The organism is Pseudomonas sp. NMS19W (assembly GCF_051554255.1).
GTDB classification, from domain to species: Bacteria; Pseudomonadota; Gammaproteobacteria; order Pseudomonadales; family Pseudomonadaceae; genus Aquipseudomonas; species Aquipseudomonas kribbensis.
Genome location: NZ_CP136718.1, coordinates 313,839 through 326,303 on the forward strand (window position 1 = coordinate 313,839; position 12,465 = coordinate 326,303).

The 12,465-nt window shown below is 62.1% G+C and carries 12 protein-coding genes and 1 pseudogene; 5 read left to right on the plus strand and 8 right to left on the minus strand.

Going from position 1 to position 12,465, the window contains the following annotated elements; all coding sequences use genetic code 11:
* Positions 1 to 63: 63 nt before the first annotated feature.
* The 5 genes from R1A29_RS01360 (at position 64) to R1A29_RS01380 (ending at position 7,259) form a co-directional block, all read left to right on the plus strand.
* Positions 64 to 1,878: a glucan biosynthesis protein G gene (locus R1A29_RS01360; RefSeq protein ID WP_134825201.1), complete on the plus strand. Its 1,815-nt coding sequence runs from the start codon at positions 64 to 66 to the stop codon at positions 1,876 to 1,878.
* Positions 1,871 to 4,441 carry a glucans biosynthesis glucosyltransferase MdoH gene (gene mdoH / locus R1A29_RS01365; protein WP_438300448.1) on the plus strand — a complete coding sequence of 857 codons (2,571 nt, stop codon included), beginning with the start codon at positions 1,871 to 1,873 and terminating at the stop codon, positions 4,439 to 4,441. The genes R1A29_RS01360 and mdoH overlap by 8 nt, the downstream gene beginning before the upstream one ends.
* A 188-nt stretch (positions 4,442 to 4,629) precedes the next feature.
* Positions 4,630 to 5,427, plus strand: a complete 798-nt coding sequence (locus R1A29_RS01370; protein WP_085711037.1) for a transporter substrate-binding domain-containing protein — start codon at positions 4,630 to 4,632, stop codon at positions 5,425 to 5,427.
* A 145-nt stretch (positions 5,428 to 5,572) separates the two neighbouring features.
* Positions 5,573 to 6,532 carry an amino acid ABC transporter permease gene (locus tag R1A29_RS01375; RefSeq protein ID WP_007952431.1) on the plus strand — a complete coding sequence of 320 codons (960 nt, stop codon included), beginning with the start codon at positions 5,573 to 5,575 and terminating at the stop codon, positions 6,530 to 6,532.
* The gene (locus tag R1A29_RS01380) at positions 6,525 to 7,259 is read left to right on the plus strand and encodes an amino acid ABC transporter ATP-binding protein (RefSeq protein WP_114881121.1); all 735 of its coding nucleotides are present in this window, start codon (positions 6,525 to 6,527) and stop codon (positions 7,257 to 7,259) included. The genes R1A29_RS01375 and R1A29_RS01380 overlap by 8 nt, the downstream gene beginning before the upstream one ends.
* A gap of 128 nt (positions 7,260 to 7,387) precedes the next feature.
* Here the strand turns inward: R1A29_RS01380 and R1A29_RS01385 are convergent, their stop codons facing one another.
* From R1A29_RS01385 to hisI, 8 genes and pseudogenes are all read right to left on the minus strand, one after another.
* Complete coding sequence (locus R1A29_RS01385; RefSeq protein ID WP_371856501.1) at positions 7,388 to 8,260, minus strand: methyl-accepting chemotaxis protein; 873 nt, start codon at positions 8,258 to 8,260, stop codon at positions 7,388 to 7,390.
* Positions 8,243 to 9,304 (minus strand): annotated as a pseudogene (locus R1A29_RS01390) (methyl-accepting chemotaxis protein); the annotation flags it as partial. The pseudogene R1A29_RS01390 and the gene R1A29_RS01385, both read right to left, overlap by 18 nt.
* Positions 9,305 to 9,409: 105 nt before the next feature.
* Positions 9,410 to 10,117 carry a 16S rRNA (uracil(1498)-N(3))-methyltransferase gene (locus R1A29_RS01395; RefSeq protein ID WP_438300449.1) on the minus strand — a complete coding sequence of 236 codons (708 nt, stop codon included), beginning with the start codon at positions 10,115 to 10,117 and terminating at the stop codon, positions 9,410 to 9,412.
* Positions 10,114 to 10,902, minus strand: coding sequence for a twin-arginine translocase subunit TatC (tatC, locus tag R1A29_RS01400; RefSeq protein ID WP_065261773.1), 789 nt, complete (start codon positions 10,900 to 10,902; stop codon positions 10,114 to 10,116). The genes R1A29_RS01395 and tatC overlap by 4 nt, the downstream gene beginning before the upstream one ends.
* Complete coding sequence (gene tatB, locus R1A29_RS01405; RefSeq protein ID WP_265812587.1) at positions 10,899 to 11,363, minus strand: Sec-independent protein translocase protein TatB; 465 nt, start codon at positions 11,361 to 11,363, stop codon at positions 10,899 to 10,901. Before tatB ends, tatC begins: the two co-directional genes overlap by 4 nt.
* Positions 11,364 to 11,373: 10 nt before the next feature.
* Positions 11,374 to 11,652 (minus strand): twin-arginine translocase TatA/TatE family subunit, encoded by a 279-nt coding sequence (locus R1A29_RS01410; protein WP_007952423.1) that lies wholly within the window; start codon positions 11,650 to 11,652, stop codon positions 11,374 to 11,376.
* 25 nt (positions 11,653 to 11,677) lie between these two features.
* On the minus strand, positions 11,678 to 12,010 hold the full coding sequence (locus R1A29_RS01415) for a phosphoribosyl-ATP diphosphatase (RefSeq protein ID WP_007952422.1): 333 nt from the start codon (positions 12,008 to 12,010) through the stop codon (positions 11,678 to 11,680).
* The gene (gene hisI / locus R1A29_RS01420) at positions 12,003 to 12,404 is read right to left on the minus strand and encodes a phosphoribosyl-AMP cyclohydrolase (protein WP_025110285.1); all 402 of its coding nucleotides are present in this window, start codon (positions 12,402 to 12,404) and stop codon (positions 12,003 to 12,005) included. Before hisI ends, R1A29_RS01415 begins: the two co-directional genes overlap by 8 nt.
* Positions 12,405 to 12,465: the final 61 nt, after the last annotated feature.

Genomic DNA, 12,465 nt, shown 5'->3' on the forward strand with positions numbered 1-12,465 from the left:
AAAACCTCACAGGCACTTCATCTGGCCGTTGGTTTATTGATCTGTTTTCGGCGAGGGTTGCTCGTGATTGTTAGTCCCTGTAATGCAGCAAAATTGTCTGCCAAACGCTTGCGCAGCGCTCTGGTAGCGGGCTCGGCAGTACTCTGCCTGCTCAGCGCCGGCCAGCTCTGGGCATTCAATCTTGACGATGTGTCGGCCAAGGCCAAAGAGCTGGCCGGGCAGAAATTCGAAGCCCCGCGCAGCAACCTGCCGAACGAATTCCGTGACATGAAGTTCGCGGACTATCAGAAGATTCGTTTCCGCACCGAAAAAGCCGAATGGGCCGACCAGAAGAACCCGTTCAAGCTGTCCTTCTATCATCAGGGCATGCACTTCGATACGCCGGTGAAAATCAACGAAATCACCGCAAACACCGTCGAAGAAATCAAATACGATCCGAGCCGTTTCGATTTCGGCGATCTGCAGTTCGATCCAAAGGCCACCGAACAACTGGGCTATGCCGGTTTCCGTGTCCTGTACCCGATCAACAAGGCTGACAAGCAAGACGAAATCATGACCATGCTGGGCGCGAGCTACTTCCGCGTCGTCGGCAAGGGTCACACCTACGGTCTGTCGGCCCGTGGCCTGGCGATCGATACCGCTCTGCCGTCCGGCGAAGAATTCCCGCGTTTTCGCGAGTTCTGGATTCAGCAGCCGAAGCCGGGCGACAAGCACCTGGTGATCTTCGCCCTGCTGGACTCGCCGCGCGCGACCGGCGCCTACCGCCTGATCCTGCGCCCGGGCAGCGACACCATTGTCGACGTCAAAGGCCAGATGTTCCTGCGTGACAAGGTCGGCAAACTCGGCATCGCGCCGCTGACCAGCATGTTCCTGTTCGGCGCCAACCAGCCGTCGAAAGTGCTCAACTACCGTCGCGAACTGCACGACTCCAGCGGTCTGTCGATCCATGCCGGCAACGGCGAGTGGATCTGGCGTCCTCTGAACAACCCTAAACATCTGGCCGTGAGCCAGTTCAGCGTCGACAACCCGCGCGGTTTCGGTCTGCTGCAGCGTGGCCGTGACTTCAGCCACTACGAAGACCTCGACGACCGCTACGACAAGCGTCCAAGCGCCTGGATCGAGCCGAAGGGCGACTGGGGCAAAGGCACCGTCGATCTGGTCGAGATCCCGACCGCCGACGAAACCAACGACAACATCGTTGCGTTCTGGAACCCGGAAAAACTGCCGGAACCAGGCCAGCCGCTGGACTTCGCCTACCGCATGCACTGGACCATGGACGAAGCGGCAATCCACGCGCCGGACAGCGCCTGGGTCAAGCAGACCCTGCGTTCGACCGGTGACGTCAAGCAATCGAACCTGATCCGTCAGCCGGATGGCAGCGTTGCCTATCTGGTCGACTTCGAAGGCCCGTCCCTGGCGGCCCTGGCCCCGGATGCGGACGTGCGCAGCCAGGTCAGCGTCGGCGACAACGCCGAGCTGGTCGAGAACAGCGTGCGCTACAACCCTGAAACCAAGGGCTGGCGCCTGACCCTGCGGATGAAGATCAAGGACGCGAGCAAGTCGACCGAGATGCGTGCCGCGCTGGTGCAGAACATCGTTCCGGCCGATCTGGCCAAGACCTCGCTGCCGGCTTCCAACTCCTCGGTTGCCAAGGCCGACAAGATCGCCGCCAAGCAACAGGAAAAAGCCGACAAGGAAGCCAAGGCCGCCGAAGCCAAACAGGCCGACGCCAAGCCAGCGGCAGATGCCAAGGACAAGGCCAACAAAGACGCCAAGCAGCCAGCGGCTGCGGACGCGGCCCCAGCCACACCGGAACCGGCCTCGACTGAAGAAGTCCTGACCGAGACCTGGAGCTATCAGTTGCCTGCCGATGAGTAACTCTCAAGTACAGCCAGAGACTCTGTCCGAGTATCTGGCGCATCTGCCGATGACCGACGAGCAGCGCGCGGAACTCGCGGGCTGCCAGTCTTTCAGCGAATTGCATCAACGCCTGTCGTCCTCGACGTTCGACGCGCCGACCGAAGCCGCCCAGGCTTCGGTGGGCAAGCGCCTGACCCTGAGCACCGCCGAAGAGCTGGAAGACGCGGAAATGCTGGTGCTCGATGCCAGCGGCCGGGTCAGTCTCAAGGCCACGCCGCCGATCCGTCGGACCAAGGTCGTGCCGGAGCCGTGGCGCACCAACATCCTGGTGCGTGGCTGGCGTCGCCTGACCGGCCGGACCAACCCGCCGCAGCCGCCGAAAGACCAGAACGTGCTGCCGGCTGCCCGCTGGCGCACCGTCGGTTCGATCCGTCGCTACATCCTGCTGATCCTGATGCTCGGCCAGACCATCGTCGCCGGCTGGTACATGAAAGGCATCATGCCGTACCAGGGCTGGTCGTTCGTCGATCTGGAAGAAGTCCTGCATCAACCGCTGCTGCAGACCGCCACGCAAGTGCTGCCGTATGCGCTGCAGACCAGCATCCTGATCATGTTCGGGATTCTGTTCTGCTGGGTGTCGGCTGGTTTCTGGACCGCGCTGATGGGCTTCCTCGAGTTGCTCACCGGTCACGATAAATACCGGATCTCCGGTAAAAGTGCCGGCAACGAGCCGATTCCGAAGGACGCGCGCACCGCGCTGGTGATGCCGATCTGCAACGAAGACGTGCCTCGGGTGTTCGCCGGTCTGCGCGCGACCTTCGAGTCCGTTGCGGCCACCGGTGACCTGGATCGCTTCGATTTCTTCGTGCTCAGCGACAGTAACGACACCGATATCTGCGTTGCCGAGCAACAGGCCTGGCTGGATGTCTGCCGTGAAGCCAAGGGCTTCGGCAAGATCTTCTATCGCCGCCGTCGCCGTCGCGTCAAACGCAAGAGCGGCAACCTCGACGACTTCTGCCGTCGCTGGGGTGGTGACTACAAGTACATGGTCGTGCTCGACGCCGACTCGGTGATGAGCGGCGAGTGCCTGACCAGTCTGGTGCGCCTGATGGAGGCGACTCCGGACGCGGGCATCATCCAGACCGCGCCGCGTGCTTCGGGCATGGACACGTTGTATGCACGCATGCAGCAGTTCGCCACTCGCGTTTACGGTCCGCTGTTCACTGCCGGCCTGCACTTCTGGCAGTTGGGTGAATCCCACTACTGGGGTCACAACGCGATCATCCGCATGAAGCCGTTCATCGACCACTGCGCCCTGGCGCCGTTGCCGGGTAAAGGCGCGTTCTCCGGTGCGATCCTCTCCCACGACTTCGTTGAAGCCGCGCTGATGCGCCGTGCCGGCTGGGGCGTGTGGATTGCCTACGACCTGCCGGGCAGCTACGAAGAACTGCCGCCGAACCTGCTCGACGAACTCAAGCGTGACCGTCGCTGGTGCCACGGCAACCTGATGAACTTCCGCCTGTTCCTGGTAAAAGGCATGCACCCGGTGCACCGCGCGGTGTTCCTGACCGGCGTGATGTCTTACCTGTCGGCGCCGCTGTGGTTCTTCTTCCTGGTGCTGTCCACCGCGCTGCTGGCGGTGAACACGCTGATGGAGCCGCAGTACTTCCTCGAACCGCGCCAGCTCTATCCGCTGTGGCCGCAATGGCACCCGGACAAGGCGATCGCGCTGTTCTCGACGACCATCGTGCTGCTGTTCCTGCCGAAGCTGTTGAGCATCATCCTGATCTGGGCCAAGGGCGCGAAAGAGTTCGGCGGCAAGTTCAAGGTGACCCTGTCGATGCTGCTGGAGATGCTGTTCTCCATGTTGCTGGCGCCGGTGCGGATGATTTTCCACACCCGTTTCGTTCTGGCCGCGTTCCTTGGCTGGGCCGCGACCTGGAACTCGCCGCAGCGTGACGACGACTCCACGCCATGGAGTGAAGCGGTCAAGCGCCACGGTCCGCAGACCCTGCTGGGCTTCTTCTGGGCGCTGCTGGTGATCTGGCTGAACCCGAGCTTCCTGTGGTGGCTGGTGCCGATCGTCGGTTCGCTGATGCTGTCGATTCCGGTGTCGGTGATTTCCAGCCGTGTGGGCCTGGGCCTCAAATCCCGTGACGAGAGCCTGTTCCTCATCCCTGAGGAATACAATCCGCCACAGGCGCTGCTGGCCACCGATCAGTACACCCACGAAAACCGCTGGCATGCGCTGAACGACGGCTTTGTCCGTGCCGTGGTCGATCCGCAGCAAAACGCCCTGGCGTGCTCGCTGGCGACCTCGCGTCACGGTCAGGCCGAGCCGATCGAGTGGTTGCGTCAGGAACGTGTGCGTCACGCGATCAAGGTCGGCCCGGCCGGGCTGAACAACCATGATCGCCTGCAACTGCTGAGCGATCCGGTGGCCCTGGCCCGTCTGCACGAGCAAGTGTGGGCCGAAGGTCATGCCGAGTGGCTGGACGCGTGGCGGGCCTCGGTGAAAGCCGATCCCCATGCGCCGCTGCTGCCGCTCAAGCCTGTGAGCTTGCAGGTGCAACCGGCCTGATGAAGAAACCCCGCGAAAGCGGGGTTTTTTTGCCTGCCGAATGCTGGCATCGGTCAGCCACTCATGAAAAAACCTTGTGCAAACGGACGAGTGCGTTAGCATCCGTCCCCGAATTGGCGCACCCGGACACTTTTGTCCACCTCTGTCGGTTTTCGCGCCGCAAACGCAATGGTTTTGGGGACTTGAAGATGAAGAAGTATCTGTCGATGCTGCTGGTCGGCGTCACGGCACTGGTTGCAGTCAATGCGGCGCAGGCCGGCGCAATCGATGACGCGGTCAAGCGCGGCACGTTGAAAGTCGGCATGGACCCGACCTACATGCCGTTCGAGATGACCAACAAGCGTGGCGAGATCATCGGTTTCGAAGTCGACATCCTCAAAGCCATGTCCAAGGCCATGGGCGTCAAGCTGGAGCTGGTTTCGACCGGTTACGACGGGATCATCCCGGCGCTGATGACCGACAAGTTCGACATGATCGGTAGCGGCATGACCCTGACTCAGGAACGCAACCTGCGCCTGAACTTCAGCGAACCGTTCATCGTTGTCGGCCAGACCCTGCTGATCCGCAAGGAGCTGGAAGGCACCATCAAGTCCTATAAAGACCTGAACACCGCCGATTACCGCATCACCTCCAAGCTCGGCACCACCGGCGAAATGGTCGCTAAAAAACTCATCGCCAAGGCCAAGTACCACGGCTACGACAACGAGCAGGAAGCCGTGCTCGACGTGGTCAACGGCAAGGCCGATGCCTTCATCTACGACGCACCGTACAACGTGGTCGCGGTGAACAAGGTCGGCGCCGGCAAACTGGTGTTCCTCGACAAGCCGTTCACCTACGAGCCGCTGGCCTTCGGTCTGAAGAAGGGTGATTACGACAGCATCAACTTCATCAACAACTTCCTGCACCAGATCCACGAAGACGGCACCTACGATCGCATCCATGACAAGTGGTTCAAGAGCACCGAGTGGCTCAAGGACATGGAATAACTCGGTCCTATAGACCGAGTCGCCCCATTCGCGAGCAAGCTCGCTCCCACAGTGATCGGTGTGTCTGACCCGGTCCCTTGTGGGAGCGGGCTTGCCCGCGAAGGCGGCCTCCCCGGCGACACAACTTTCGGATTTCGCTAAACCCATGAAACAGAAAAAAGCCCAATGGCCCTGGCACGTCCTGACCGTGCTGGTGCTGGTCGGCCTGGCTGGCGCGCTGTATTACGCCACGTCGCTGATGTCCTACGAATGGCGCTGGAACCGCGTGCCGCAGTACTTCGCCTATCAGGCCGAGGAAACCCAGCGCGCGACTGACATCTCCACCGTCAGCGAACTGGTGCGCAAGGGCGGCAGCGCGCAGGTCACTCTGCGCAACGATGCCGGTGACGAGCAGCACCTGACCGTCGACGAAAACAGCCTGCAATTCGCCCAGGGCGACGATGTGGCCGAAGGTGACGTCGTGGGCGTGACCCGGCATTGGGCGGCGGGTCCGCTGCTGTGGGGCCTGTGGACGACGCTTTGGCTATCGGTGGTGTCCGGCGTGCTGGGTCTGCTGATCGGTCTGGCGACCGGGCTGTGCCGGTTGTCGAGCAACCCGACCCTGCGCGACCTGTCGACAATCTATGTCGAACTGGTACGCGGCACGCCGCTGCTGGTGCAGATCTTCATTTTCTACTTCTTCATCGGCACGGTGATGAACCTGTCCCGGGAGTTCGCCGGGATCGCCGCGCTGTCGCTGTTCACCGGCGCCTACGTGGCGGAAATCATCCGGTCCGGCGTGCAGTCGATTGCCCGTGGACAGAACGAAGCAGCCCGCTCGCTGGGTTTGAGCGCCGGCCAGTCGATGCGCCATGTGGTGCTGCCGCAGGCGTTCAAGCGTGTGCTGCCACCGCTGGCCGGGCAGTTCATCAGTCTGGTGAAAGACACTTCGCTGGTGTCGGTGATTGCGATTACCGAGCTGCTGAAAAGCGGTCGTGAAGTGATCACCACCTCGTTTTCGCCGTTCGAAATCCTGTTCTGCGTGGCCGGCCTGTACCTGTTGATCAACCTGCCGCTGTCGAAAATCGCCAGCCGGCTTGAGCGGAGGCTCGCGCAAAGTGATTGAAGTCCGCGATCTGGTAAAAGTCTTCGACACCCGGGGTCAGGTGGTGCGCGCCGTGGATCATGTCAGCACCAATGTGGCCAAGGGCGAAGTGCTGGTAGTGCTCGGCCCGTCCGGTTCCGGCAAGTCGACCTTCCTGCGCTGCCTGAATGGTCTTGAGGAGTTCGATTCCGGTTCGGTGAGCATCGACGGCCTGCAACTGGCCGACCCGAAAACCGACGTCAATGCCTACCGCCGCGAAGTCGGCATGGTGTTCCAGCATTTCAATCTGTTCCCGCACATGACCGTGCTGGAAAACCTCTGCCTGGCGCAGAAAGTCGTGCGCAAGCGTGGCCAGAAGGAAAGCGAAGCCAAGGCTTTGGCGTTGCTGGAGAAGGTCGGCATTGCGCAGAAGGCCCGCGAATACCCTTCGCGTCTGTCCGGCGGTCAGCAGCAGCGCGTGGCGATTGCCAGGGCGCTGGCGATGGACCCGAAGGTCATGCTGTTCGATGAGCCGACCTCGGCCCTCGACCCGGAAATGGTCGGTGAAGTGCTGGACGTGATGAAGAACCTGGCTGTGGAAGGCATGACCATGGTCTGCGTGACCCACGAAATGGGCTTTGCCCGGGAAGTGGCGGATCGGGTGCTGTTCTTCGATCACGGCAAACTGCTGGAAGATGCCTCGCCGACGGAATTCTTCGACGCGCCGAAGGATCCGCGAGCCCAGGCGTTTTTGCGGCAAGTCCTCTAGCCTTCAGCGCCTGATCAAGCGCTTTCGCGAGCAAGCTCGCTCCCACATTGGAATGCATCTCTGTGGGAGCGAGCTTGCTCGCGAAGGCATCACCTCGGCTCTGAGCGAGCTTGGGCAGATGAATCACCTCAAACCTTGAACCGTCCCACCAGCGTTTGCAGGTGAGTGCCCAGGCGCGCCAGTTCGACGCTGGACGCCGCCGTTTCTTCGCTCGCTGCCGACGTCTGATCCGATACATCCCGCACGTTCAGCACGCTGCGGTTGATCTCTTCGGCCACGGCGCTCTGCTGTTCGGCCGCCGCGGCGATCTGCTGGTTCATCGCCTGAATCGCGGAGACGGTGCGGGTGATGCTTTCCAGCGAACCACCGGCACGGCGGGTCAGTTCGACGCTGCTGTCGGTCAGGGTGCGGCTGTTGTCCATGATCGTCGCCACTTGCTGGGTGCCGTTCTGCAGGCCGACGATCAGCTCTTCGATCTCTTCGGTGGACTTCTGCGTGCGCTGGGCGAGGCTGCGGACTTCGTCGGCGACCACCGCAAAACCGCGTCCGGCCTCGCCGGCACGGGCCGCTTCGATGGCGGCGTTGAGGGCCAGCAGGTTGGTTTGCTGGGCCACGGACTTGATCACGTCGAGCACGCTGCCGATCTTGTCGCTTTCGCGCTTGAGCTCGCCCATGGCCTCGGTGGAATGGCCGACTTCAGTGGCCAGACGTTCGATCTGGGCAATGGCTTCACCGACGACCTTGTCGCCTTCACGGGCCTGCTGGTCAGCGGCGACAGCGGCTTCCGACGCTTCCTCGGCGTTGCGCGCAACTTCCTGCACGGTGGCGGCCATTTCGTTCATGGCGGTGGCGACCTGATCGGTCTCGACCTTCTGATTATTCACGCCGGCGCTGGTCTGCTCGGTCACGGCGGACAGCTCCTCCGCGGCGCTGGCGATCTGGGTGACGCCATCGCTGATGCCGCCGATCAGTTCGCGCAGACCCTGGGTCATGCTCTGCATCGAGCGCTGCAGCTGGCCGAGTTCGTCGCGGCGCTGGGAGATCAGGTTGTGGGTCAGGTCGCCGGAGGCTACGCGTTCGGCGACTTTCAGGGTCTGGTTCAGCGGAATGATGATCTGCCGGGTAATCGCCCAGGCGGCCAGCAGGCCGAAGGCCACGGCCAGCAGGGTGGCGATCAGCAACTGGTTCTTGGCGCTGGCGGCATCGGTGTCGCGAACGACGGTCTGGGATTCGGTGAGCTGCTTGCTGACATCGAGCAGGATGTCGCCCTGCACCGACATACGGGCCAGAGCCTTGGCGCTGGCCACCTGGGAGTCGCGGAACTGGCTGACGGCAGCGCGATAAGCCTTGAGCGAATCGGTGGCCTGTTGCAGGTTGGCGATGTGTTGCTCAGGCAGCTTGGCCGGCAGGGTCTCGAGGTTTTTCAGGGCGTTGTCGATGGCGTCGAGGGCCGGTTGCTCGGCTTCGGTCTTGCCGCTGTAGGTGTAGCCACGGACCTGGAAGCGCGCCTGCTGGATCAGTTTGCTCAGGTCGATCACCGCATTGAACTGGGCAACGCTGTCGCCCTGCAGCATGGATTTTTCGACTTCGGCGACCTTGGCCACGGCGTTGTCGGCGGTGGCGCCGAGCTTGCTGCGGGCATCTTCGCGGTTGGCACCGGCCTGCACCATGTCGGCGAAGGCGCGTTTGTACTCGGCGACGGCCGCCAGTTGCTGATCGACTTTCGTTGCGTCCGACGGTTGCTCGATCAGGCTGCGGGCTGTCTGCAGGCCGCTGTCGAGTTTGCCGAGCAGGTCGTTGACCGCGCCCGGGCCTTGTTCGCCACGGCGCATTTCGTAGTCCAGACGCGCCAGACGCAGGTCCTTGGTCAGCTCGTTGAGGCTCGAGATGAAACCGAGTTTGTCACCGCGGCTGATGATGCCGCTCATGCCGGTCCAGCCGGTGAAGGTGATCAACAGCGTCAGCAGCAGCACCAGGCCGAAACCGATGCCCAGCTTGCGTTTGACGCTGACGTTTCCAAGATTCTCGGCTAACCAACGGTACATGCGACGACTCCCCTCGGACCACTAATTGGACTTATGGAGACTGTATCGGCTGGATGATGGCAATCTGTAACGCGATTTGTCCGGCGCCGAATGGCGCCGGCAGGTTCAGAACAGACGGGCGAGCAGGGCGGTGACGGCGGTTTCGACCCGCAGGATGCGATCGCCCAGCTGCACCGGTTGCAGGCCGGATTTGCCCAGCAGGTCGATTTCGTAGGGAATCCAGCCACCCTCGGGGCCGATAGCCAGGGTCACCGGTTCGCTCAGGGCGCGTGGGCAGGGCGGGAAGTTGCCCGGATGGCCGACCAGACCGAGGGTGCCGTCGGTGATGGCCGGCAGGCGATCTTCAACGAACGGCTTGAAGCGCTTCTCGATGATGATTTCCGGCAGCACAGTATCGCGGGCCTGTTCGAGGCCGAGGATCAGGTTCTCGCGAATCGCTTCCGGCTCCAGGAACGGCGTCTGCCAGAAGCTCTTCTCGACGCGATAGCTGTTGACCAGAATCACCTTCGACACACCCATGGTCGCCACGGTCTGGAACACCCGACGCAGCATCTTCGGGCGGGGCAGGGCCAGCACCAGGGTCAGCGGCAGTTTGGCCGGCGGTGGCTGATTGAGGGTGACCCGCAGTTCGGCTTCGCCCGCTTCCAGACGCATCAGCTCGGCCGAGCCCATCAGGCCGTTGATGCGCCCGACCCGCAGGCTGTCGCCGACTTCCGAGCGATGGACTTCCTGCATGTGGGTCAGGCGCCGGTCGCGCAGCACGACGCGGTCGGCCGCAATGAAATCGGCCTCTTCGAGCAGCAGCAGGTTCATGGCTGGGTCGCTGGCGGCTGGTCGTTGTGGTCGTCGACGGTCTCGTCCGGGCGCTCGCGCTTGCTGACCAGGCTGCCAAACAGAATGCCGACTTCAAACAGCATCCACATCGGTACGGCCAGCAGGGTCTGGGAGAAGATGTCCGGCGGGGTCAGGATCATGCCGACCACGAAGCAGCCGATGATCACGTACGGGCGGATCTTCTTCAGGTATTTGACGTCGACCACGCCGATCCATACCAGCAATACCACGGCCACCGGGATTTCGAACGCCACGCCGAAGGCGAAGAACAGCGTCATGACGAAATCGAGGTAGCTGGTGATGTCGGTCATCATTTCCACGCCGGCCGGGGTGGCCGAGGCGAAGAACTTGAAAATCAGCGGGAACACGAAGAAGTAGGCGAACGCCATGCCGGTGTAGAACAGCAGGATGCTGGAAATCAGCAGCGGCACCGCAACACGCTTCTCGTGCTTGTACAGGCCCGGCGCGATGAAGCCCCAGATCTGGTGCAGGATCACCGGGATCGCGAGAAACAGCGAGACCATCATCGTCAGCTTCAGCGGCGTCAGGAACGGCGACGACACGTCGGTGGCGATCATCGTCGCGCCGGCCGGCAGGTACTGGCGCAGCGGCGTCGAGACGAAGGTGTAGATCTGCTGGGTGAAGGCGAACAGCCCGGCGAAGATGATGAAGATCGCCGCGACGCAGCGCAGCAGGCGGGTGCGCAACTCGGTGAGGTGCGATACCAGCGGCATGTGCTGGTCGTTTTCGGGGAGATCGCTCATGGGGCTCGCGGCGGCAAAGTGGTGTCTTGGGGCGCTGGTGTGGCTGGCGCGGCGGCTGGAGCAACGGGTTCGATCGGCTTCATGACCGGGGCAGTTTCAGCGGCTGCGGCAGAGACGTGTTCGACGCTCGCCGGTGCATGAATCGTTTGCTCTGCGACAGGCGGCGTTGGCGTCTGGTCTGCCGCCGGCTGCACAGGCGTCGGCTCCTGCTGAACCGGTGGCGTGAAGATCTTCCGCGCCTCCTGCTCCAGCGACAGGATGTGTTCGTTGTGCAGTTGCCGACGGATTTCGTCGGCACCGATTTCACGTTCAACTTCCTGTTTGATCGCGTTGAAGCTGCGCTTCAGCCGTCCGACCCACAGGCCGGCGGTGCGCGCGGCACCCGGCAAACGCTCGGGGCCCAGCACCAGCAGGGCAACGAGGCCGACGAGCAGCAGTTCAGAGAAGCTGATACCAAACATTAGTCAGTGCTCACACGTCTTTGCGGATCGGCTCTTCGACTTTCTGCGCCTGCACGTCGATGGTGTGCGGCGGGTTGGCCTGAGCGGTGGCTTGCGGCTGGACCGGTGGCACCGGCTGCGCAGGCGTGACGGTCGGATCGGCCGGTTTTTCGTCGTCGTTCATGGCTTTACGGAAGCCCTTGATCGATTCGCCGACGTCGGTGCCGAGGTTTTTCAGTTTCTTGGTGCCGAACACCAGCACCACGACAACCAGAATGACGATCCAGTGTTTCCAGTCAAAAATGCCCATGTTGCTGTTCCTCTCTAAAAGTTGTTCAGGCGGACGGACGCGAGGCTTTCTCGACGTGTCCGGACAGGCCGAAGCGACGATCCAGTTCGTCGAGTACAGCCTGCGGATGCTGCCCCAGCTGGGCGAGCATGACCATGCTGTGGAACCACAGGTCGGCGGTCTCGTAGATCACGTCGCTGCAGTCACCGCTGACGGCGGCGTCCTTGGCGGCAATGATCGTTTCGACCGACTCTTCGCCGACCTTTTCCAGAATCTTGTTCAGGCCCTTGTGATACAGACTAGCTACATATGAGCTGTCGGCAGCAGCGCCCTTGCGCTCTTCAAGTACCTGAGCGAGGCGGGTCAGGGTGTCACTCATGTTTGTGTCCTGCGGAATAGATAGCGTGCGGGTCTTTCAGGACCGGATCGACCGTTTTCCAGTCGCCGTTTTCGAAGACGCGGTAGAAGCAGCTCTGACGGCCGGTATGGCAAGCGATGTCGCCAATCTGTTCGACCATCAGGATGATCACGTCGGCGTCGCAGTCCAGACGCATTTCATGCAGGGTCTGCACATGGCCGGACTCTTCGCCCTTGCGCCACAGCTTGCCACGGGAACGTGACCAGTAGATGGCACGGTTTTCGGATGCGGTCAGCTCCAGGGCTTCGCGGTTCATCCAGGCCATCATCAGCACGCGTCCGGTCTTGTGATCCTGGGCAATCGCCGGCACCAGGCCATCGGCGTCCCACTTGATCTCGTCCAGCCAGTTTTTCATCTTCGATTCCTGACAAAAGCAGCTTCGAGTTTCGAGCTTCAAGCTGCAAGTAAAAGCAGGT

Bases quoted from the DNA above. Each gene is read 5' to 3' on its own strand.
- R1A29_RS01370 (WP_085711037.1), top strand. From the start codon at position 4,630: ATGAAGAAGTATCTGTCGATGCTGCTGGTCGGCGTCACGGCACTGGTT.
- R1A29_RS01395 (WP_438300449.1), bottom strand. From the start codon at position 10,117: ATGAACCTGCTGCTGCTCGAAGAGGCCGATTTCATTGCGGCCGACCGC.
- R1A29_RS01385 (WP_371856501.1), bottom strand. From the start codon at position 8,260: ATGCAGAGCATGACCCAGGGTCTGCGCGAACTGATCGGCGGCATCAGC.
- R1A29_RS01410 (WP_007952423.1), bottom strand. From the start codon at position 11,652: ATGGGCATTTTTGACTGGAAACACTGGATCGTCATTCTGGTTGTCGTG.
- hisI (WP_025110285.1), bottom strand. From the start codon at position 12,404: ATGAAAAACTGGCTGGACGAGATCAAGTGGGACGCCGATGGCCTGGTG.
- tatB (WP_265812587.1), bottom strand. From the start codon at position 11,363: ATGTTTGGTATCAGCTTCTCTGAACTGCTGCTCGTCGGCCTCGTTGCC.
- tatC (WP_065261773.1), bottom strand. From the start codon at position 10,902: ATGAGCGATCTCCCCGAAAACGACCAGCACATGCCGCTGGTATCGCAC.
- R1A29_RS01375 (WP_007952431.1), top strand. From the start codon at position 5,573: ATGAAACAGAAAAAAGCCCAATGGCCCTGGCACGTCCTGACCGTGCTG.
- R1A29_RS01415 (WP_007952422.1), bottom strand. From the start codon at position 12,010: ATGAGTGACACCCTGACCCGCCTCGCTCAGGTACTTGAAGAGCGCAAG.
- mdoH (WP_438300448.1), top strand. From the start codon at position 1,871: ATGAGTAACTCTCAAGTACAGCCAGAGACTCTGTCCGAGTATCTGGCG.